The organism is Collinsella sp. CLA-JM-H32B, from assembly GCF_040098065.1.
Taxonomy (GTDB): Bacteria; Actinomycetota; Coriobacteriia; order Coriobacteriales; family Coriobacteriaceae; genus Collinsella.
Genome location: NZ_JBBNNA010000003.1, coordinates 1 through 21,893 on the forward strand (window position 1 = coordinate 1; position 21,893 = coordinate 21,893).

Below are 21,893 nucleotides of genomic sequence, written 5' to 3' on the forward strand. Positions count from 1 at the left end.
CGCGCGAGCACATGACGTTGCCGTAGCGGGTGCAGCAGATGGTGGTGCGGCCGGCGCCGTTGCGGGCGTTGGCGTAGATGATGGACTCCATCATGGCCTTGGACTTGCCCATGGCGTTGATGGGGTAGGCGGCCTTGTCGGTGGACAGGCACACGACGCGGTCGACGCCCTCGTCGATGGCTGCGTGCAGGACGTTGTCCGTGCCGATGACGTTGGTTCGCACGGCCTCCATGGGGAAGAACTCGCAGGAGGGCACCTGCTTGAGGGCGGCGGCGTGGAAGATGTAGTCCACGCCGTGCATGGCGTCGCGCACGCTCTGGGCGTTGCGGACGTCGCCGATGAAGAAGCGCACCTTGGAGGCGAGCTCGGGGGACCTCTCCTGCAGGCGGTGGCGCATGTCGTCCTGCTTCTTCTCGTCGCGCGAGAAGATGCGGATCTCCGCCAGGTCGGTGTTCATGAAGTGCTTGAGCACAGTGTTGCCGAACGATCCGGTGCCGCCCGTGATCATAAGGGTCTTGTCTTTAAAGGTGGTCGAATCGTTCATCTATTTGCCTTCCTTACGTTTGGCTTTTGTAAACTGGTAAAAGAGAAATTTCGTATTAGTTACGAGGTATCGTTTGAAAAGCCGCTTCGGCTCTTGAATAAGTCTGTATAGCCACTCGAGACTCAGGTTTTGCATCCACATCGGCGCCTCTGGCACCACGCCGGCGAGAACGTTGAACGCTCCGCCAACACCGATCATCAACGGTTGTGGCCCTCCCTTGAGCTCGTGCATAAGAACTTCTTGACGGGGCGCGCCAAGAGCTATCCATGCGAAGTCTGCATCCGAATCAGCGATACGTCGCGAAAGGTCTCGCTTCTCGCTGTCGGAGAGCGGTCGGAAAACCGAAGCCTCCATGCCAGCGATTTCCAGGCCTGGATATTCCTCTTGAAGTGAATTTTTGAGAGCGTCGAGATTCTTCTGCTCGTTACCGTAGAAGTAATGGCTCCATCCTTGCTGCAAGGAAATATTGAATATCTCTCGCATCAGATCGGGTCCAGTTACACGCCCCATAGACTCTATTGTTTTACGTCCGACGACAGATAAAGGCTTGCCGTCAGGAACGGACATGAGGGAGTCAGCTTGGCAGGCCCAATAGGAAGGGTCGTCATGGGCCATAACCGAGGTATGAGCATTGGAAACGCAAATATATTCGCCATGTAGCTCATCTATATGGCGAGTGAGAAACTCGACACACTCAGACATATTGGTTCCCGTGATCGGAACATCGATTACGGGAACGCGCTTGAGCTCAACGAATTTAGAATAGTCCTGAAGCATTAACACGCACCCTTACCGGTGATGACCTCGATCACCGTGAGGACAACGATCTTGAGGTCGGTAAAAATGCCCCGGTTGGCGATGTACTCCAGGTCTCGGCGGACCATGCCGTCGAACCCGGTCGAATTGCGCTCCGTCACCTGCCACCAGCCGGTGATCCCCGGCTTCACGGCCAGGCGCTGCAGGTCGTACTCGGTGTACTCCGCCACCTCGTTCGGCAGAGGCGGACGCGGGCCCACGACGGACATCTGGCCCAGGAACACGTTCAGGAACTGCGGAAACTCGTCAATGGAGTGCTTTCGGATGAACTTGCCAATCTTGGTGACGCGCGGGTCGTCCCTCATCTTGAACATGGCGCCGGCGATCTCGTTCTGCCCCTTGAGCTCGACGAGGCGCTTGTCGGCGTCTTTGAACATGCTGCGGAACTTCCACATGCGGAAGGTGGAAAGGCTGCCGTCGCGGTGGGTCTGGCCCACGCGGATCTGGCTGTAGAACGGGTTGCCCTCGCTCTCCAGGCGGATGGCGGCAGCGAGCACAAGGCTGGGTATGGCGATGACGGCCAGCACGCAGCCGCTGAACACGATGTCGAAGGCGCGCTTGACGGTGCGGTAGGCCAGGCGCGTGCGGTCCCAGTCCTTCACGGCCTGCATGGCCTTGTAGCGCATGCTCGAGTCGCCGCCGCTCATGGCTTGGGCAACCAGCGAGGCCCCTACCGGCGCTTCTACTGAATTTTCAGTTTTGTCTGACACTATTTCCTTCAAGTCAACGTCCCCGCCCTCGGGGATCCTCCCTGTCCCGTTAAACAGTCGCCTGCAGCTAGGCAATCGCCCTTTTTAGGTTTCGCATTACGCGCTGCTCGGCTGAAAGCACGGCAAGGCCAACGCGCGTAGTTACGCGTCGGCCGCACAGGTCGAGCTCCAAATAAGCAGTGCTCTTGCGTCTGTTAATGGTTTTGATAAGGCCTTCGTGCCCCAGCAGCGGACCTGCCGTCACTACGACCTGGTCACCGTCTTTTAGGGCCTCGCTCATGGGCACTACGCGGTCTCCCCTATGCGTAAAGCCGCCAATAAGCTGGACCTCTTCTTTTGCCAGCGGCACAAACCGACCGTCCTGGGATAGCACCCGGGCAAAGTCGTCCATCCGCAGCAGATACTGTTGCACGGTGCGGGGATCTGACGTATCGCAGATAAGATAACCGGGAAAGAGCGGCTTGGTCGTATCGACCCATTCGCCGTGTACCTTAATCTCGGTTTGAAATTGAGGATAAAAGAACTCCTGCATGGCGCCAGCCGGCACCATACGCTCGATGCGCTCGCGCATTACGTCTTCGCGACCGTTAATGACCTGGATCACATACCACACGAGCACCACCCCCTTGCTGTCTTACGTGTGGCTCACGGGGTTTGGCTATGGCTTCGCCAGGGCGCTTGTGCGCGAAGGCGCTCCATATTCAAACCCTGAGCCCAGTTAGACAAGCACGTGGCTCTGCCCCACCGTGAACGGTATGTATGAGTGCAGTGGCTAGAGACGCGGACGTGTATCGCAAAAAGACCGCGTCCCCAGCTAGCTGCGTGCGACCCAGTCAAGCGGGAACAAAACTGGACCGCACGCAAACAGCTGCAGGACTGCTGCGATTTGTCATGAAATGTCGAATCGAATGAAAAACTGCACATAGACAAGAACAAAGTCATTCGATGCGATATGCACGACGACGCTATTGGAGCTCGTGGTTTTTCTGGCACCGCCGTTACGGCCGGATGCCGATCGACCCTGTGCTTTGCGGCTTGCTGGAGCCGTGAGCACAGTTGAACCCATGTAACGTTAGCTATCCTAGCACAGCAGGTGGCCCATACGTTTTGGGGCGTGTTGAGCAACATATTGTTTATTTGCCGTGGTTATGGGGGATATCGCGCTGCCTTGCACGCATTGCCGCAGGTTTATGGGGGTGTGTGGGCTGACGATCACTGCCCGAGTTGTATTGTTGGCGGCGTGAATTGCTCAAACTATTATGCTTGGCTAACAAACTTTGTACAAAACCGGGAAGGTAATTGCGCAACTTTTTGGGCAACAGTTGTCGCAAAATTTGCGACAACTGCTGCTGACGGCGAACTTGAACAGGGAAGTAATTTGCATATTTTGCAAAAATGCAGTTCAGGCCACTTAATATCGTATGCAAATAAAAAAGGCCACTCGGTTGAGTGGCCATGCATTCACGATGGTGGAGACGAGGGGGATCGAACCCCTGACCTCTTGACTGCCAGTCAAGCGCTCTCCCAGCTGAGCTACGCCCCCGTGACGAGGTAGTACTATAGGGGAAGATCTTCGGGGATGCAAGGGGAAATTTTGGATTGATTATCCACCTTACGGGTTTTCCTGGGACGGGGCAAAAATAATCACTCTACGAGCGATTATTTTTATCCGCCGTCCCGATAAAACCCTGATGCGATAGACCTTACTTGTAGAGGTAAGCGATGGCGATACCGGTGTGGACTTCGATCTTTGCGGTTGACCTGACTATGTTGCTAATGCCTGTGTCGGCTAACAGGCCCAGGGGGTTGTGGTCTAGTTCCCATTCTAGGCCGTGTTCACTTATCTCTGTGTTGGGGGCTATGGCGATGATGGAGAAGGTTTTGCCCTCGGCGTTTTCGATGGTCAAGGTCTCGTCCTGGTGCAGGATTCTGGCCGTTACTTCGTCTTCTACGATCCAGACGGGGGCATCCGCATAGCCTGCCAGTAGCCCTAACACAGACAGGGCCATATCTGGGCGGCCACCGGCAGCGCAGGTCGCAACCACTTCGGCACTCGGCCAGCGGCGGCGGATGGTGTCTAGAGCTAGTGCTAAATCGGTGTAGTCCTTGTAGGGGCTGTGACGTTCTACTTCAAAATCGACAGCGGCATCGACCAGAGCGCGACCCTCATCGCTAACGGTGTCGGCGTCGCCCACGTAGACGTCGCAGCTCAGGCCAGCGCCCAACAGGGCGTCCAGGCCGCGGTCTACGGCTACGATGTGGTCGCACTCCCCTGCCAGCTGGCGAAGCAGATCCGCACTCGCCACCACCGGCGAGCCGCAAACAACTAATACTTTACAAGCCACGGCCCTCGCCTAGCCCTCAAACGAAAGCACGCGGGCCAGGTCCAGGTCCTCATAACTGTCGATAAAGATGTCGCAGTTGCCGCGAACCTCGTCGCGCTCCATGCGGCCGTGCGGGTCATAAATGCCCACGCGCTTAAATCCAGCAGTGCCAGAGCTCTTAAGGCCAAAGACGGCGTCCTCAAATACCCAAGCGCGCTCGAACTTGTGCCCGTGGCGCTCTTCCAGGCAACGCAACGCCAGCTCATACACGTCGGGGAACTGCTTGGAGCGCCCCGCCTCGCCCGTCGTAGTAATAAACTCCATATAGCGATCAAGGCCAGCAGCCGCAAGGGCGGACTGCACCAGTTCGGCCGGCGTGGACGTGGCCACGCACATGGCAATGCCCGCCGCCTTCGCCTGCTCCAAAAATGCCAGGAGCCCCTCACGCGGCGGCACCTTGGAGTACCCATCGATCAAAATCTCGCCAAGCTCACGATACAGCTCCTCACCATTCGCGCCAATGCCCCACGTGTCGTGGTAGGCCTGGCACTCGTCCTCGAGCGACAAATGCTCAAACTGGGCAAAATCGTCGACCGTTACATCAATGCCATGACGGCGCAATAACTCGGTCTGCGCATGGCCCCAGACGGGGGAGCTATTAACCAGAGTTCCGTCGCAATCGAAAATAAAAGCAACACTTGGAGCAGCGATGTGGTTCATAAACGAGCCTTTCGATGTCAAATAGTAAACAACCTGCTAAAAACGTTTTACCAAACGTAAGCCTATCAGTTTTGAAACCCTAATTGGTAAAACTGTCAAGGGTTTTACCACAGCAATTCTGCCAGTGGTATAAACATGTCGCTTACCGATTAAACGCCCCCGCAAATCCGCTTTCGTCCATAAAACTAACGTACAGGTGTTATCGTAGTTTCTGCCGAAAGTTCCACCGAGCACGCGAGGTGGAACGAATCATAGAACTATCGCCGTCCCTTCGATTCGTGCAGCCTTGGACCTTTCGCATCTAGTCACCAAGGCAACACGCTGCCGCGTCATGATGGGATCAAACGTGAGCGATACAAAGCTAAAGCCAGCAACCAAAAAGCCTGCTACCCGCAAAGCCGCCCCGCACGCACCGGAGCTCTCCAAGGACGATGTCTACCTGTTTGGCATTGGAATGTGGGAGCGCAGCTGGGAAAAGATGGGCGCTCACCCCGACACGCAGAACCGTACGCGCGGCTGGCGCTTTTGCGTTTGGGCGCCCGACGTAAAGAGCGTCCATGTCATTGGCGAATTTAACGACTGGGACGAGGAAGCCAACCCGCTGGTGCCCATGCATACGAGCGCTATTTGGGAAGGCTTTATTCCTGGTGCCGAGCAGGGCCAGCTCTATAAGTACCTTATCGAGACCAACGAGGGCGAAAAGCTCTACAAGGCCGATCCGTACGCCTTTAAGGCCGAGTGCCCTCCGGGAACGGCGAGCGTGCTGTGGACCCTCGATGGCTACAAGTGGAACGACGCCGCGTGGCTCAAGCGCCGTGCCAGCCATAACCACATGTCGCAGCCCCTTAACATCTATGAGGTGCATATTGGCTCGTGGAAGCGCCACGGCGACGCGCCGCAGGGCGATCCGGACGAGTACGGCAACTACCCCGGCCCCATGGATCCCTTCCCCGCACAGCGCGGCGAGTTCTACACCTACGACGAACTGTCGGTGGAGCTCGTGGACTACGTGCGCGACATGGGCTACACGCATATCGAGGTCATGCCGCTCATGGAGCATCCCTTCGACGGCTCCTGGGGCTACCAGACGACCGGCTACTACGCCGCCACGTCGCGCTACGGCAATCCGCAGCAGCTCATGCACTTTATCGATGCGTGCCACGAGGCGGGCATCGGCGTGATCATGGACTGGGTACCCGGCGGTTTTTGCGCCGATTCCCACGGCCTTGCCACCTTTAACGGCCATATGCTGTTTGAGCACGAGATTCACCCCAACTGGGGCACGCACAAGTTCGACTTCGCCCGCGGCGAGGTCCGCTCTTTCTTGGTCTCCAACGTACTGTACTGGCTCGAGAACTTCCACGTGGACGGCATTCGCATGGACGGCGTGTCCAGCATGCTGTACCTCAACTTTGGCATCGACGATCCGGGCCAAAAGAAGTTCAACAAGTACGGTACCGAGGAGGACTTGGACGCCAGCGCGTTTATCCGTCAGGTCAACTGCGCCGTGGAGGCGCACTACCCCGACGTGATGATGATGGCCGAGGAGTCCACAGCGTGGCCGCTCGTGACCTACCCGCCGCAGGACGGCGGCCTGGGCTTCCACTACAAGTGGGACATGGGCTGGATGAACGACACCCTGCACTACATGCAGACCGATTTTCCGTGGCGCCCCGGCAACCACGGCCTGCTCACGTTCTCCATCATGTACGCTTTTACCGAGAACTTCATTTGTCCGCTGAGCCACGACGAGGTCGTGCACGGCAAGTGTTCGCTCATCGGCCGCATGCCGGGCGACTGGTGGCGCCAGTTTGCCGGCCTACGCACGCTGGCCTTCTACCAGATGACGCACCCCGGTGCCAAGCTCAACTTTATGGGCAACGAGATTGGCCAGTTTTTTGAGTGGCGCTACTACGAGTCTATCCAGTGGTTCCTGACCGAGGAGTACGAGACCCACAAGCATCATCAGGCGTTTATCAAGGCGCTCAACCACCTGTACACCGCCGAGCCCGCCCTGTACGAGCGCGGCTACACCGATGACGGCTTTACCTGGATCGACGCGGACAACTCCAAGCAGTCCATCGTGAGCTTTGTGCGCCAGGGCGAGGACGTCGATGACGACCTGGTGATCCTGATCAACTTTGACCCGGCGAGCTATGAGAGCTTCCGTGTGGGCGTGCCGCGTGAGGGCGACTGGGAGGTCATCTTTGATTCCGACCGTCCCGAGTTTGGCGGCAGCGGATACGCCGGCGAGGAGCCCTACACCTGCTCGAGCGAGCCCTATCCCTGGAACGGGCAGATGGACTCCATCGAGATCAAGGTGCCCGGCCTGGCAGGCGTGGTCCTTAAGCGCCGCGGTCCCAGCAGCTACAAGCCGCCGGTGGTTGAGGAGCCCAAGAAAGCGACGCGCAAGCGCACGTCCTCGGTGAAGCCCAAGCCCGCGGCTGCCAAGAAGGCTCCGACCAAGGCAAAGGCTACGACGACCAAGGCCAAGGCTGTCGCAAAGCCCGCTGCTAAGGCTACCGCGACCAAGAAGCCGGCTGCCAAAAAGGCCGCTGCCAAGGCCAAGTCTGCTTCTGTTAAGCCGTCGGCCAAGGATGCGTAACAAAGCCGTTACAGCTGTAATTACCCGCCTCGCCGGGGCGTAGGATACAAGTCATAACCGTTCCGGGAGAATCATCCCCGGGGGAAAGGAACGTATGAATAAGATCTTCGACAACAAGCAGGAGTTTACCGAGCTCTATCGCGATGCCGTCATGAGCATCAGCGGCAAGAGCGTCGAGGCCGCCAGCGACCTCGACCGCTTTAACGCCCTGGCAAAGCTCGTGGCCGAGAAGGCGCGCACCGTTGCCACCAAGAGTGACGCCCGCGCCACCGCCGAGGGCAAGAAGCGCGTGTACTACTTCTCGATCGAGTTTTTGATCGGCCGCCTGCTCGACAACTACCTGCTCAACTTTGGCGTGCGCGACATGGTCGCCGAGGCGCTCGACGACATGGGCTTCGACCTTTCCGTCATCGAGAACCAGGAGCCCGATCCGGCTCTGGGCAACGGTGGTCTGGGCCGTCTTGCCGCATGCTTCCTGGATTCCATGGCAGCCGAGGGCATTGCCGGCTACGGCAACGGCATGCGCTACCGCTACGGCCTGTTTAAGCAGGAAATCGTCAACGGAAGCCAGGTCGAGGCTACCGACGAGTGGCTCACCCACGGCTATCCCTGGGAGGTCCGTCGTCAGGACAAGGCCGTGACCATCAAGTTTGGTGGCCATGTTGAGGGCTTTGAGGAGAACGGCCGCACGTTCTACCGCACGGTGGACACGCAGGACATCCTGGCCGTCCCTTATGACATCCCCGTGGTGGGCTATGCCGGCGAGACCGTCAACAAGCTGCGCGTCTGGGCCGCTGAGCCGGTCGAGGAGCACTTTGACCTGGAGGCCTTCAACCGCGGCGACTATGCCCTGGCCGACGCCGAGCGCGCCGAGGCCGAGGCCATCAGCGCCATCCTCTACCCCAACGACGCCGGCGAGCACGGCCGTCTGCTGCGCCTGAAGCAGGAGTACCTGTTTGTATCGGCCGGCATCTACAGCCTGCTCGACACCTTTGAGAAGGAGCACGGCGAGAACTGGGAGCTGCTGCCGCAGTTTGTGGCCATCCACACCAACGACACGCACCCCGCCATGTGCGGTCCTGAGCTCATGCGCATCCTCATCGACGAGAAGAAGCTCGAGTGGGATGACGCCTGGAACATCGTGACACAGGTCGTGAGCTACACCAACCACACCATCCTGCCCGAGGCTCTGGAGAAGTGGCCCATCGGCACGTTCTCCAAGCTCCTCCCCCGCGTGTACCAGATCATCGACGAGATCAGCCGTCGTTGGCACGAGTCGTTCGACACCACGCAGGAGGGCTGGCAGGAGCGTCTGCGCCAGACCGCCATTCTGTGGGACGGCGAGATTCGCATGGCCAACCTGTCCGTGATCTGCAGCCACAGCGTCAACGGCGTGGCCAAGATCCACTCCGACATCATCAAGAACATCGTGCTCAAGGACTTCTATGCCCTGACGCCCGAGAAGTTCAACAACAAGACCAACGGTATCTCGCACCGTCGCTTCTTTGCCGAGGCCAACCCAACCTACGCCAAGCTCGTCACCGATGCCATTGGCGATGGCTGGCTCAAGGACGCCTTTGAGCTGGAGAAGCTCAAGGAGTTTAAGGACGACACCGAGTTCCTGAAGGCCGTGGGTGCCTCCAAGCGCGCCAACAAGGAGCGTCTGGCCGCCTACGTCAAGGCCGAGACCGGTCTGGTCATCGACCCCAACACCGTCTTCGATGTTCAGGTTAAGCGCTTCCATGCCTACAAGCGCCAGCTCATGAACATCATGAAGGTGATGGACATCTACAACCGCCGCATCGCCGATCCCAACTTCCACGTGACGCCGACGACCTTCATCTTTAGCGGCAAGGCTGCCTCGAGCTACACCTTCGCCAAGGAGACCATCCGCCTCATTAACTCCGTGGCCGACGTCATCAACAACGATGCCCGCGTCAACGAGGTCATGAAGGTCTGCTTTATCCCCAACTTCCGCGTGAGCAACGCCCAGCTCATCTACCCCGCCGCCGAGATCTCGGAGCAGATCTCCACGGCCGGCAAGGAGGCCTCGGGCACGTCCAACATGAAGCTCATGATGAACGGCGCCATTACGCTGGGCACCCTCGACGGCGCCAACATCGAGATCGCCGATCTGGCCGGCCGCGAGAACGAGGCCATCTTTGGCCTGACTGCTCCCGAGGTCGAGAAGCTCTGGGCATCCAACAGCTACTTTGCGTGGGATACGCTCAACAACGATCGCGAGCGTCTGGGCCGCGTTATGGACGAGCTCAAGGACGACACCTTTGAGGGTCTTTCGGGCAACTTCGAGAGTATCTACAACGAGCTCATGAACAACAACGACCCCGACCTGGTCATGGCCGATTTCCGCAGCTACGTGGATGCGTGGGAGGCGCTCACGAACAGCTACGGCGACCAGGAGACCTGGAACCGCAAGGCGCTGCTCAACACCGCCTCCTCCGGCTGGTTCTCGAGCGACCGCACCATTCGCGAATACCGCGACGAGATCTGGCACGCGTAAAGGCGCGCGAGTTCCCCTATGCCAGCACGGCATTACTCGACGGGCGCGACCGAGCGCCGCGCCCGTCGCTAATGGGTTTAAGAACATCGATGACAGAAGGAGAAATCGATGAGTAAGAAAGAATGCATCGCGATGCTCCTCGCAGGAGGACAGGGCAGCCGATTGGGGGCACTCACCCAAAAGATCGCCAAGCCGGCGGTTAGCTTTGGTGGCAAGTTCCGCATTATCGACTTTTCGCTGTCCAACTGCTCCAACTCGGGCATCGACACGGTGGGCGTTCTGACGCAGTACCGTCCCTACCTGCTGCATGCCTATGTGGGCTCCGGCGAGGCCTGGAATCTGGACAGCCGTGACGGCGGCGTGTCGATCCTGCCGCCGTACGAGACGCAGACCGGTGGCGCCTGGTATGCGGGCACGGCCGACGCCATTACGCAGAACCTCGACTACATCAAGGCCAACGACCCCAAGTACGTCCTGATTCTTTCGGGCGATCACCTGTATCGCATGGACTACCGCAAGATGCTCAAGACGCACATTGAGAACAACGCCGACCTCACGGTGAGCGTTATGCCCGTGCCGTGGGAGGAGGCCAGCCGCTTTGGCATCCTGACCACCGACCCCGAGGACGGCCGCATCACCAAGTTCACCGAGAAGCCCGAGAAGCCCGATTCGAACCTTGCGTCCATGGGCATCTACATCTTCTCGGCCGACGTGCTGATCGAGGCGCTCGAGGCGGACGCCCTGGACCAGCGCTCGAGCCACGACTTTGGCAAGGACATCATCCCCAAGCTGCTCGGCGAGGGCAAGCGCCTGTACAGCTACGAGTTCCACGGCTTTTGGAAGGACGTCGGCACCATCGCCAGCTTCCACGAGACCTCGATGGACCTGCTGGGCAACAACCCCGAGTTCGATCTGTTTGACAAGAACTTCCCCATCATGTCCAACATCACCACGCGTCCGCCGCACTACATTGGCCCGGACGGCCGCCTGGACGACTGCCTGGTCTCCAACGGCTGCAAGATCTACGGCACCGCTCGCCACTCGATCCTTTCGACCGATGTCATCATCGAGGAGCGCGCCGTGGTCGAGGACTCCGTGCTGCTGCCGGGTGCGCACGTTAAGAGCGGCGCGCACATCTGCCGCGCTATTTTGGGCGAGAACTCCACGGTCGAAGAGGGCGTGAAGCTCGGCTCTGTCGATACCACCAAGGATACGGCCGTCGTTGGAAATGACGTCGTTATCGGGAAGGGGGAATGATCCGATGATCAATCGCAAGGCCATCGGTTATATCACCGCTAACTACTCTTCGACCTACGGCGGCGTGCTGCTCAAGGACCGCCCCATCGCGTCCGTTCCGTTTTTGGGCCGCTACCGCCTGATCGACTTCCCGCTGTCCAACATGATGAATGCCGGCATTAAGACCGTCGGCGTCGTCATGCCGGGCAACTACCGCTCGCTGATCGACCACGTGGGCTCGGGCAAGGACTGGGGCCTGGACCGCAAGAAGGGCGGCCTGTTCATGGTGCCCGGCAACGCGTATGGCACCACCAAGGGCGGCATGCGCTTCCTGCTGCGCGACATCATCTCCAACAAGACGCTGTTCCAGCGCTCGGACAAGCCCTACGTTGTGATGATGGGCTCCAACATCATCTTTAACATGGACCTCAACACCATCATCGACGCGCACGAGAACTCCGGCGCTCAGATGACCGTGGTGTACTGCAAGGCCACGCGCAACGTCGATGACGAGACCAAGCTCGAGATCAACGAGAACGGCCGCCTGACAGGCGTGAGCGCCGGCGTCGTGTACGGCGACAACGCCTCTATGGACTGCTGCATCGTCAACCGCGAGACGCTGCTCGAGATCATCGACCACTACCAGGCCGCCGACTATCTGGATCTGCTCGAGGCACTCCAGGGCGACTTTGGCAATATCGACGTGTGCAGCTACGAGTACAAAGGCGAGGTCGTGGGCGTGTTTAGCGAGAAGTCGCTGTATCGCCGCAGCATGGACCTGCTCGACCAGACCGTGGCCGACCAGCTCTTCGATCCCGAGCGCCCGATCCTGACCAAGGCTCACGACGTGCCGCCTTCGCGCTATGCGACCGGCAGCCACGCGTGCAACTCGATCATCTCAGCCGGCTGCATCATCAAGGGCACCGTGCGCAACTCGATCCTGTCGCGCGGCGTTGTGGTTGAGGAAGGCGCCTCGGTGACCAACTCGATCATCAACCAGAGCTGCATCATCAAGAGCGGCGCCCGCGTTGAGAACGCCATCCTGGACAAGAACAACGTGGTTCCCACCAACACCGAGCTTCGCGGCACGCCCGAGAACATCCTGGTGCTGGGCAAAGCCCCGTTAACTCCCGATACCACCATCGTGCATTAACGTAGGCACCGCAACATCGCTCGTAACATGCAGAATAGCCGCCCGGTTTGCGCCAGGCGGCTATTCTCGAATTGCAACATGGGAGACAATATGGCAGATTCCAGCAAAAAGATGCAGATCGTGTTTGCCTCGGCCGAGTGCGCACCGTTTGTAAAGACCGGTGGCCTGGGCGACGTGGCGGGCTCGCTGCCTGCGGCGCTTGTGCGCGCCGGCGCCGAGGTCATCGTGATGGTACCCAAGTACGCCACCATCAAGGACGAGTACAAGGCGCAGATGGAGCACTTCTCCGACTTTTATGTGAGCCTGGGCTGGCGCAACGAGTACTGCGGACTCGAGAAGCTCGAGCACGACGGCGTCACCTATATGTTCATCGACAACGAACGCTACTTTGCGCGCGACTATCCGTACGGCTTCTTTGACGACGGCGAGCGCTTTGCGTTCTTCTCTAAGGCCATCACCGAGAGCCTGCAGCACCTGCCGGCCGGTTTTGAGTGCGACATCCTGCACTGCAACGACTGGCAGACGGCACTGGCGCCCGTGTTCTTGCGCGAGTTCTACCAGGGACTGCCGCTGTACGACCGCGTCAAGACCGTGTTCTCGATCCACAACGTGGCGTTCCAGGGCCAGTTTAGCGACACCGTGATGGAGGACATCCTGGGCGTGGCGCACATTCCGGCGGCCGCTTCGCAGCTGCGTTGCGACGCCTGCAGCATCAACTACATGCTGGGTGCGCTACGCTATGCCGACGCCATCACCACGGTGAGCCCCACCTATGCCAACGAGATCCAGACGCCCGAGTTTGGCGAGGGCCTGGACGGCGTGCTGCGCGAGCGCTCCTATGCGCTGCAGGGCATTTTGAACGGCATTGACGTGGCGGGCTTTGACCCGGCGACTGACAAGCGCATTGCCGCAAACTACACGGTTGATGACCGTGGGGGCAAGGCCGTGTGCAAGGCCAAGCTGCAGGAAGAGCTGGGGCTCGAGGTTCGCGACGACCGTCCGCTCATGGTGATGGTTACGCGCCTGACGCGTCAGAAGGGCCTGGACCTGGTCATGTACGCGCTCGACCGCATTCTTGCCGGCGGCGTGCAGGTGGCCGTGCTGGGCACCGGCGACCGCGACTACGAGGACGGCCTACGCTACTTCCAGGACAAGTACCCCGGCACCATGGCCGCGCGCATCGAGTTTGACCCGGCGCTGTCGCAGCGTATGTATGCCGCCGCCGATATGTTCCTGATGCCTTCGAAGTTTGAGCCCTGCGGCCTGTCGCAGATCATCGCTATGCGCTACGGCACCCTTCCGATTGTTCGCGAAACCGGTGGTCTGAAGGACACCGTGATCCCGTATAACGAGTTTACCGGCGAGGGCACGGGCTTCTCGTTTAGCAACTTTAACGGTGACGAGATGGGCGACGCGGTGTTCCGCGCGGCGCGTCTTTTCTGGGACAACCGCGATGCCTGGAACCAGCTGGTCACGCAGGCCATGAGCCAGGACTTTAGCTGGACGCGCTCGGCCGACAAGTATCTGGACCTGTACTTCTTTATGCACCCGGAGATTGAGAGGCCGGCGGCGGTTGTCGACGAGCCTGCGGTTGTGGCTGAGGAGACTGCGGCCGAGCCCAAGCCCAAGGCCGAGCCGGTTGTCGAGGAACCCAAGGCTGAGGAGAAGCCGGTTAAAGCTGAATCTAAGGTGAAGATTGAGGCAGCTCTCGAGACTGAGGCTAAGCCGGCTGCAAAGTCTGCCGCCAAGAAGACCACGACTCGTAAGACGACGGCTAAGAAGGCCACTACGACCAAGGCGACGACAACCAAGACCACCGCTACCAAGACAACGACGACGCGCAAGCGCACGACCGCCGCTGCAAAGAAGGCCGCCGAGGCCGCTCCCGAGGTAAAGGCTGAAGCCGCCGTCGAGGCCAAGCCCGCCGTCAAGGCACCGGCCAAGACCACTGCCAAGAAGACGACCGCGACCACCAAAAAGGCAACGGCAGCCAAGAAGACCACGACAACGAAGGCGACGACCACGAAGGCCGCCACGACCAAGGCAGCCGCAAAGCCGGCCGCCAGAGTCGAGGAGACGCCCGTCGAGGCAAAGCCAGCCGCCAAGACCACCACGCGCAAGCGCTCTACGACGACGGCCAAGAAGACCACGACCAAGGCTGCTGCTCCCAAGGCAGAGGCTAAAGCCGAGGACAAGCCTGCAGTAAAGGCCGAGCCGGCACCGAAGGCCGCTGAGGTCAAGACCGCTCCGAAGGCTACGGCAAAGACCGAGCCCGCCAAGGAGGCCCCGGTCTCCCCTGCCGCTCCGGCCGAGGAAAAGGCCCCGACCAAGAAGACCTCCGTCCGCAAGGCAACGGCCACCCGCAAACGCCGCTAGCCCACAGACGATCTAAAACCTAATCAAAACCCTAAACAAGGGGCGCTCCAACCGGGCGCCCCTTCTCTGTAGACAGTTGGTAAAACGATTTTCTAGGACAACCGTTCGCCGATGGTAAACGGATGTTGTTTATACACCCTGTGTACAACAGATATACTTATATCTTGTGCGTAAAGCCCATGGCCCGTAGGCCGTGATTCTATTGAACTGGACCGTACTATGAGATTGATACACAACAGCCGCCTACCGCAGTTTCGCACTCCGTTTGGCGCTGTGACCACAGGAACTACCGTTGCACTCTCGGTTATTTTGGAGGATGCCGATCCCAACCAGGCAACACTCACCCTGCGTACCTGGGTCGATGAAGTCGGCGAGACCCTGATTCCGATGGAGCACGAAGGCGATGGCATTTTTACCGGCGAGCTCAAATGCACTGAACCGTGTCTTGTGTGGTACAGCTTTATATGCAATATCGAGGGCCAGCCCGAGGTTCGCCTGGGCGCGCCCCAGGGCCGCACCGGCGGCGAGGGCGTAACCTACGACTACGCCGAGGTGCCGTCCTTCCAGATTACCGTCTACAAGCACCGCGAGAACCGCCCCACCTGGTACGAGCGCGGCATGGTCTACCAGATCTTCCCCGACCGCTACGCCCGTGACGAGCATTGGCGCGAGCGCACAATGGCCCAACTCGAAAAACCGCGCAAGGGCATTCAGCGCCGGATGGTCGAGGACTGGAACGAGCCGCCCGTGTACGAGCGCGCCGAGGACGGCTCCATCAAGACCTGGGACTTCTACGGCGGCTCGCTCAAGGGCATCCAGGAAGACCTGCCCCGCATCGCCGAGCTGGGCTTTACGGCCATCTACCTCAACCCCATCTTTGAAGCCGCGAGCAACCACCGCTACGACACGGCCGACTACACCAAGATCGACCCGATCCTGGGCACCGAGCAGGACTTTACCGAGCTGTGCCAGGCAGCCGAGAAGCTGGGCATCTCCATCATCCTGGACGGCGTCTTCAACCACACGGGCGACGACTCGATATATTTCAACCGCTATGGCAACTACCCCGGCGTGGGTGCCTGGCAGAGCGAGGATTCGCCGTGGCGCGATGCGTTTACTTTCCACGAGGACGGCTCGTACGACTGCTGGTGGGGCGTGGGCAACATGCCGGCCATCAACGAGAAGTCCGAGCTGGTACGCGAGAGGCTCCTGGGCAAGGACGGCGTGATCCGCAAATGGCTGCGCGCCGGTGCCCATGGTTGGCGCCTTGACGTCGCCGACGAGCTTTCCGACGACTTCCTGGCCGAGATCAAGAAGGCCGTACTTGCCGAAAAGCCCGACGCACTGTTGCTCGGCGAAGTCTGGGAAGACGCCTCCAACAAGATTAGCTACGGCCATCTGCGCCGCTACCTGCAGGGCTCCGAGCTGGACTCTGCTATGGATTATCCCTTCCGCGACATGGTCATCGGCTTTTTGATGGGCTACAAGAACGCCTACCAGGCAGCCGAGGATATCGAAACCCTGCGCGAGAATTATCCGCGCGAAGCCCTGTCCTGCGCGCTCAACCTGCTGTCGAGCCACGACCGCCCGCGCATCATCTCGGTGCTCGGGGGCGGCCCCGACGAGTCACAGCTGCCCGAGTGCGAGCGCAGCAAGTGGCGCCTGGACGAGAACTCGATGGGCCTGGCCAAGAGCCGCTTTTGGCTCGCCACGCTCATGCAGATGACCTTCCCAGGCGTGCCTTCGATCTACTACGGCGACGAATACGGCCTGGAGGGCCTGACCGATCCGGGCAACCGCCGCACACTGCCGACCAAGGACCAACTGCACGACTTCGACACGCTGGCTATTGTCAAGAACGCCTCCGCCGTACGCCGTGCATTGCCATTTATGATCGACGGCGAGATCAAGGCCTTTGCGCTCAACGACGAGGTGCTGGCCTACAACCGCACGGGCAAGGATGGCGAGTCCGCGACGATTATCATCAACCGCAGCCTGCGCAATTCGCACCGCGTGACGATTCCGGCGCTCGACGAATGTGCGAGTGACGTGATCAGCGGTCACGAGTGCGAGATCCACAACGGTACGGTCACGCTCGATCTGTATCCGCTGGGCTCGTCGATCATCTATCACCATGCCGAGCAGCGCCTGCAGGAGCCGCTCGATCATGGCGCGGGCGTCGTGTGCCATATCACCTCGGTGCCCACCGACGACGGCAAGCCCGGTACGATTGGCGCGCCAACGCGTCGCTTTATCGACCATCTGGCCGCCATGGGCATGCGCTACTGGCAAGTTCTGCCTGTCAACCCGACAGACTTCTTCCGCTCCCCTTACGCTGGGCCTTCGGCCTTTGCGGGCAATATCGACCTGCTGCCCGAAAGCCAAGAGGAACTGGCGGCCGACTTTGAGACTTGGAAGGCCCGTGGCGGCGAGGATGCAGACCCGCTCTACACGGCGTTTAAGCATCGCAACGCCGACTGGCTCGAGAAGTACTGCGTCTACATGGCCGTTAAGAAGTACTTTGAGGGCGAATCGCGTCACGATTGGCCGGCAGATGTCGCGCGCTACAACGAGCACCTGATCGATGACAAGCGTTTCCACGACGAGGCTGAACTGCAGGCGTACATGCAGTATCGCTTTGACCTGGCCTGGTGCGAGCTCATGAACTATGCGCACAAGAAGGGCATCGATGTCATCGGCGATATCCCGATGTACGTTTCGGACGATTCGGCAGATGCGTGGAGCGAGCCCGAGAACTTCTGGCTGTCCGATACCGGCAAGGCGATTGAGATTTCTGGCGCGCCGCCCGACAATTTTGCGCCCGAGGGCCAGGTGTGGGGCAATCCCACCTTCCGTTGGGATCACATGAAGGAGAACGGCTACCGCTGGTGGATGGACCGTCTGCGTCGCGCGTTCTCGCTCTACGACCGTGTGCGCCTGGACCACTTCCTGGGATTCCACAGCTACTTTAGCATTCCCGCAGGTAAGGCCTGCTCCGACGGCCGCTGGCTGGCGGGTCCGGGCAAGGACCTGTTCCAGACTGCCTATGACGAACTGGGGCCGCTCAACTTTATCGCCGAGGACCTGGGCTACCTGACGCCCGGCGTTCGTGCCATGGCTTCGACCTGCGGTTTCCCCGGTATGGACGTGCTGGAGTTTAGCGATTACGACGTCCGCAACGGCGTGTATCCCATGCCGGGCAAGATTCTGTACACCTCGACGCACGACACGTCGACGCTCGCCGGTTGGTGCACGCGCTCCTTTGCGGGCGGCGACGAGCCGAGCGGTGTTGAGGTGGCGGCCAAGCTGATGGGCGACGCGCTAGCAAGCGACGCTCTCCTGGTGATGATGCCGCTGCAGGATATCCTGGGGCTTGGCGACGACGCGCGCATGAACGTGCCGGGCGTGGCCACGGGCAACTGGACGTGGCAGGCCGATGAGGCCGACGTTGCGGCCGCCGAGGGCAAAACCGCACAGCTCCTGCGCAACACCCATAGATTCTGGGGCGAAGCGTGATAAAACACCCGATATAGGGTACAGTTACAGCTGTTTGAATTTATGCGGGCAGAGCGATCTGCCCGCTTTGTGCTGAAAAGGAAGTATTATGGCGCGCTACGATTACAAGTGCACGAGCTGCGGCAACGTGTTTGAGGTTGAGCATCCCATGTCCGAGACCCCCGAGGTCGTGTGCCCGAGCTGCGGTGCCCCGGCATCCAAGACGTTCTCGGCCAGCGGCATCAAGTTTGAGGGCAGCGGATTCTACAACACCGACCAGCGCAGCGGTGGTTCCAGCACCACCGCCACCAGCGGCTGCTGCGCCAACTGCCCACATAACCACTAAAGACAAGCGGTCCCGCCACCCAGGTTTCCTTATGAGTTGCGGTGAAATAGTTCCTGAATCAGCCCATCCAACGGCCAAACAGGAACCATTTCACCGCAACTTTTCTTTAGATCGGATTTCAGGCTGATGCTAAGTTTGTAACATTTCAAAACTCTGCCGGATTACGGGGCTGAATTGACAGCCTCTATCCATTCCGGTAATTTGCAAATTTCAACAAGCCATCTACCTGCGGTTTAATTTAGACCATTTTTGATATGGTCGGGCATCACCAATCTAGCCCCGTAATCCGCCCTACTTTTGATAACAGCAAGTTTGAGACAGGGCTATCCTTCCATTCTTTACCGCTATTGCGATCTCCACTCGCACGACCTTCTGAGTTGCGGTGAAATAAGGACTATTTGGCGGGTAGATGCCGCTATTCAATCCCTATTTCACCGCAACTTAGTAGTTACTTGTGGACCAGGCGGGCGCAGAAGTGACCGTCGTAGGAGTCGGCGTTTACGGGGACACTTTGGAAGAGGCCTCGAGGGTTTTGGCGGAGAGTGACGAGGCTCTTGGCGTGGTCGTACTCGGGGAGCTGCAGAATCTGGGCTTCGGAGAGCGGTGCCACGATAAAGCCGGCGCCCTCGGAAGAGGCCAGGAAGGCATCCACGACCTGCGTGTTCTCTTCATCAAAAACCGAGCAGGTGGCATAGATAAGCTCACCGCCGGCAGCAACGCGCGCGGCTGCTTCCTTGAGCATCGTCAGCTGTAGCTTGGGCAGCTCAGTCGTAACGTCGTTTTCGGTCAGACGCCACGGTATCTCGGGATGACGGCGCATGGTGCCGGTGCCAGAGCACGGCGCATCGATAAACACCGTGTCGAACAGGGCGGGCTCGCCAAGAATCGCGTCAAAGGACGTGAGCACCTCATTGAGGTCGCAGGCATCGCCCGACACCGTACGAACACCCGTTATACCCGCCTTATGCAGGCGCGCGAGATTCTGATCGCACTTGCGATCGTGCAGATCGAGCGCGGTATGCTGACGCTCGTACCCGGCACGCTTGGCCTGGCACATCATCACATAGGTCTTGGTGCCGCGACCGGCTCCAATCTCCAGGCAACGACCGGGACGTGTAGCGGCAGTAGCGATAAGCTGAGCGTTGAGGTCCGAGGCAACCGCGGCAGCGCGCTCAAAAACGCCCGAAGCAACCGTAACCTGAGCATCGACCGGAGCATGGCAGCCCGGAAAGACAGGCGCAACGAGCTGCGAGATATACGGGTCAGCCTTGGTCGCAAACGCATTCTCGTGCAGTGCAAGCGGCGCGGGAGCCAGATTACCGGCAAAGTTCAGCGCGCCCTCGGGCGTATCGAACGAGGCCATAATACGAGCGCACAGCCAACGAGGAAGACCCATCAAACGCGAAAGGCGAACCAAACGGCGCTCGGACTCATCCACGTCAGATGCCGTAGCAAAATCCTCCACGTTGTCCGCAACCTTGTGCAGCACCGCGTTAGCCAGGCCCACGGCAGACTTAGCACCGCTGCGCACCAGCTCAACACCCTGGCTCACGGCAACGCGGCCCGGCGTATGCAGATAGAGCATCTCGAAGGCCGAGATGCGAAGCGCCATGCGAACGCGCGGCGCGACCTTTTTGGGCTTATCCAAAAACTGATCGAGCAACTCATCCAAAATACCCTGCGTGGCGGCAACACCGAGCGCCAAACGAGCGGCAAAAGCGGAATCGCGCTGGTCAATGGCCTTGGCGGAAGCGCGGGACGAGAGCACGTCGCGCGCATACATACCGCGGCGATCGGCCTCCATCAACACATCGAGCGCAAGCTTGCGCGCGGGAGAAAGCTTGCTCATGACAAAACACCCCACGTCAGATCGGCACCCTGCAGGCCGGCAGCCCAGGCAGAAGCAGTCATGGCACGCTTGCCATCGGGCTTAACCTCAAGCAGTTCAACCGCGCCATCGGAAAGGCCCAGGTAAACACGCTTGCTCTTGACGGCAACAGTACCCTCGCCAAGCGACACATCAGCCGGCGCGGCATCGAGCACGCGAACCGTCTTGCCAGCGATCACACAACGAGCGGGCGCGGTGTCGGACGAAGCGAGCACATGACGCACGCAATCGAGCGCCGCCATCTGCGGATCCAGACGCATCTCCTGCTTGGAAATCTTGGCAGCATGAGTGACGAGCGACTCATCCTGCTCAGTCCAAACAGCCGAGCCATCGGCAAGCGAGGGAAGCGTATCGGCAAGCAGTTTGCCGCCCAGCTCGCCAAGCTCCATCGTGAGCGCCTCGGCATGCTTACCGGAAACCGACGTCGAGGCCTGCGCGCAATAAGCGCCCGTATCCACGCCATGCCCAATGCGCATAATGGAAACACCGGCAACCTCATCACCAGCAAGAATGGCCCGCTGAATGGGAGCAGCACCACGCCAACGAGGCAGCAGCGAAGCATGGACATTCACAATACCAAGCGGTGCCATATGCAGCACCTCATCAGGTAAAATACAGCCATAGGCAGCTACACAGAAAATTTCGGCATCCGCAGCCTTGAGCGCCTCAACAACCTCAGGCGTCATACGATTGGCCTCAACAACCGGCAACCCCAGCTCAAGCGCCTTAGCCTTAACAGGAGACGGCTCAAGCTTCTTACCACGCCCACGAACAGCATCAGGGCGAGTAATAACAAGCGCAATCTCATTCCCAGCCTCAACAAGCGAAGTCAACGAAGGCACAGCAAAATCAGGCGTACCCATAAACACAATACGCATAAAGAACGTCTCCCCTCAACCAAAGCCGAGACGGCTACAAATAACAGCGGAAAGCCAAGTACCAAGCCCATCCGCAATAACAATTCAACAAGAACAAATATACCCAAAACCAAAGAAAGAGCCGCAATAAAAGCAGCTCTTTCAGTAAAGCACCTATCAGCGAAGACGCCCCTCCCTGGCCCGACGGCACCCGGGCGAACCGAGCCAGAACAACGCAGTCCCCGGTGCTGAGCGCCCACATATCGTCCCGCGCGCAGTTTCGCAGCGCAGCGAGAATGTTT

16 protein-coding genes and 1 tRNA gene are annotated in these 21,893 nt (G+C 59.5%); 7 read left to right on the forward strand and 10 right to left on the reverse strand.

Annotation, left to right across the window (positions count from 1 at the left end; translation table 11 throughout):
* From AAA138_RS03075 to AAA138_RS03110, 8 genes are all read right to left on the reverse strand, one after another.
* Nucleotides 1-544 (reverse strand): polysaccharide biosynthesis protein (locus tag AAA138_RS03075; protein ID WP_349089512.1); only part of this gene is annotated, 544 nt, incomplete at its 3' end.
* Complete coding sequence (locus AAA138_RS03080; RefSeq protein WP_349089514.1) at nucleotides 545-1,321, reverse strand: WecB/TagA/CpsF family glycosyltransferase; 777 nt, start codon at nucleotides 1,319-1,321, stop codon at nucleotides 545-547.
* Complete coding sequence (locus tag AAA138_RS03085; RefSeq protein WP_349089515.1) at nucleotides 1,321-2,070, reverse strand: sugar transferase; 750 nt, start codon at nucleotides 2,068-2,070, stop codon at nucleotides 1,321-1,323. Before AAA138_RS03085 ends, AAA138_RS03080 begins: the two co-directional genes overlap by 1 nt.
* Nucleotides 2,071-2,137: 67 nt before the next feature.
* Entirely contained in the window at nucleotides 2,138-2,683 is a 546-nt protein-coding gene (loaP, locus tag AAA138_RS03090) for an antiterminator LoaP (RefSeq protein ID WP_349089516.1), read from the reverse strand.
* 520 nt (nucleotides 2,684-3,203) lie between these two features.
* Nucleotides 3,204-3,527, reverse strand: coding sequence for a hypothetical protein (locus AAA138_RS03095; RefSeq protein WP_349089517.1), 324 nt, complete (start codon nucleotides 3,525-3,527; stop codon nucleotides 3,204-3,206).
* A 10-nt stretch (nucleotides 3,528-3,537) separates the two neighbouring features.
* A tRNA-Ala gene (locus AAA138_RS03100) sits at nucleotides 3,538-3,613 on the reverse strand.
* 160 nt (nucleotides 3,614-3,773) lie between these two features.
* Nucleotides 3,774-4,415: a thiamine diphosphokinase gene (locus AAA138_RS03105; protein WP_349089518.1), complete on the reverse strand. Its 642-nt coding sequence runs from the start codon at nucleotides 4,413-4,415 to the stop codon at nucleotides 3,774-3,776.
* A 9-nt stretch (nucleotides 4,416-4,424) separates the two neighbouring features.
* Complete coding sequence (locus tag AAA138_RS03110) at nucleotides 4,425-5,114, reverse strand: HAD family phosphatase (protein WP_349089519.1); 690 nt, start codon at nucleotides 5,112-5,114, stop codon at nucleotides 4,425-4,427.
* 331 nt (nucleotides 5,115-5,445) lie between these two features.
* Between AAA138_RS03110 and glgB the strand changes: the two genes are divergently transcribed.
* The 7 genes from glgB (at nucleotide 5,446) to AAA138_RS03145 (ending at nucleotide 18,846) form a co-directional block, all read left to right on the forward strand.
* A complete protein-coding gene (glgB, locus tag AAA138_RS03115; protein ID WP_349089636.1) occupies nucleotides 5,446-7,719 on the forward strand; it encodes a 1,4-alpha-glucan branching protein GlgB in 2,274 nt (757 codons plus the stop codon).
* Nucleotides 7,720-7,813: 94 nt separating this feature from the next.
* On the forward strand, nucleotides 7,814-10,240 hold the full coding sequence (locus AAA138_RS03120; RefSeq protein WP_349089520.1) for a glycogen/starch/alpha-glucan phosphorylase: 2,427 nt from the start codon (nucleotides 7,814-7,816) through the stop codon (nucleotides 10,238-10,240).
* Between the two features lie 108 nt (nucleotides 10,241-10,348).
* The gene (locus AAA138_RS03125; RefSeq protein ID WP_349089521.1) at nucleotides 10,349-11,497 is read left to right on the forward strand and encodes a glucose-1-phosphate adenylyltransferase; all 1,149 of its coding nucleotides are present in this window, start codon (nucleotides 10,349-10,351) and stop codon (nucleotides 11,495-11,497) included.
* Between the two features lie 4 nt (nucleotides 11,498-11,501).
* Nucleotides 11,502-12,629 carry a glucose-1-phosphate adenylyltransferase subunit GlgD gene (glgD, locus tag AAA138_RS03130; protein ID WP_349089522.1) on the forward strand — a complete coding sequence of 376 codons (1,128 nt, stop codon included), beginning with the start codon at nucleotides 11,502-11,504 and terminating at the stop codon, nucleotides 12,627-12,629.
* A 90-nt stretch (nucleotides 12,630-12,719) separates the two neighbouring features.
* Nucleotides 12,720-15,005, forward strand: coding sequence for a glycogen synthase GlgA (glgA, locus tag AAA138_RS03135; RefSeq protein ID WP_195568142.1), 2,286 nt, complete (start codon nucleotides 12,720-12,722; stop codon nucleotides 15,003-15,005).
* Nucleotides 15,006-15,224: 219 nt separating this feature from the next.
* The gene (locus tag AAA138_RS03140; protein WP_349089523.1) at nucleotides 15,225-18,521 is read left to right on the forward strand and encodes a 4-alpha-glucanotransferase; all 3,297 of its coding nucleotides are present in this window, start codon (nucleotides 15,225-15,227) and stop codon (nucleotides 18,519-18,521) included.
* A gap of 88 nt (nucleotides 18,522-18,609) precedes the next feature.
* Entirely contained in the window at nucleotides 18,610-18,846 is a 237-nt protein-coding gene (locus AAA138_RS03145) for an FmdB family zinc ribbon protein (protein WP_271730480.1), read from the forward strand.
* Nucleotides 18,847-19,294: 448 nt separating this feature from the next.
* Here AAA138_RS03145 and AAA138_RS03150 read toward each other — a convergent pair whose 3' ends face one another.
* Both AAA138_RS03150 and fmt read right to left on the reverse strand, forming a co-directional pair.
* Nucleotides 19,295-20,695: a transcription antitermination factor NusB gene (locus AAA138_RS03150; RefSeq protein WP_349089524.1), complete on the reverse strand. Its 1,401-nt coding sequence runs from the start codon at nucleotides 20,693-20,695 to the stop codon at nucleotides 19,295-19,297.
* Entirely contained in the window at nucleotides 20,692-21,612 is a 921-nt protein-coding gene (fmt, locus tag AAA138_RS03155; RefSeq protein WP_349089525.1) for a methionyl-tRNA formyltransferase, read from the reverse strand. The genes AAA138_RS03150 and fmt overlap by 4 nt, the downstream gene beginning before the upstream one ends.
* Nucleotides 21,613-21,893: the final 281 nt, after the last annotated feature.

Excerpts from the sequence above, each read along its gene's own strand:
- AAA138_RS03080 (WP_349089514.1), bottom strand. The coding sequence starts at position 1,321 with ATGCTTCAGGACTATTCTAAATTCGTTGAGCTCAAGCGCGTTCCCGTA.
- AAA138_RS03095 (WP_349089517.1), bottom strand. The coding sequence starts at position 3,527 with ATGGCCACTCAACCGAGTGGCCTTTTTTATTTGCATACGATATTAAGT.
- AAA138_RS03110 (WP_349089519.1), bottom strand. The coding sequence starts at position 5,114 with ATGAACCACATCGCTGCTCCAAGTGTTGCTTTTATTTTCGATTGCGAC.
- glgB (WP_349089636.1), top strand. The coding sequence starts at position 5,446 with ATGATGGGATCAAACGTGAGCGATACAAAGCTAAAGCCAGCAACCAAA.
- AAA138_RS03120 (WP_349089520.1), top strand. The coding sequence starts at position 7,814 with ATGAATAAGATCTTCGACAACAAGCAGGAGTTTACCGAGCTCTATCGC.
- AAA138_RS03125 (WP_349089521.1), top strand. The coding sequence starts at position 10,349 with ATGAGTAAGAAAGAATGCATCGCGATGCTCCTCGCAGGAGGACAGGGC.
- glgD (WP_349089522.1), top strand. The coding sequence starts at position 11,502 with ATGATCAATCGCAAGGCCATCGGTTATATCACCGCTAACTACTCTTCG.
- glgA (WP_195568142.1), top strand. The coding sequence starts at position 12,720 with ATGGCAGATTCCAGCAAAAAGATGCAGATCGTGTTTGCCTCGGCCGAG.
- AAA138_RS03140 (WP_349089523.1), top strand. The coding sequence starts at position 15,225 with ATGAGATTGATACACAACAGCCGCCTACCGCAGTTTCGCACTCCGTTT.
- AAA138_RS03145 (WP_271730480.1), top strand. The coding sequence starts at position 18,610 with ATGGCGCGCTACGATTACAAGTGCACGAGCTGCGGCAACGTGTTTGAG.
- AAA138_RS03150 (WP_349089524.1), bottom strand. The coding sequence starts at position 20,695 with ATGAGCAAGCTTTCTCCCGCGCGCAAGCTTGCGCTCGATGTGTTGATG.
- fmt (WP_349089525.1), bottom strand. The coding sequence starts at position 21,612 with ATGCGTATTGTGTTTATGGGTACGCCTGATTTTGCTGTGCCTTCGTTG.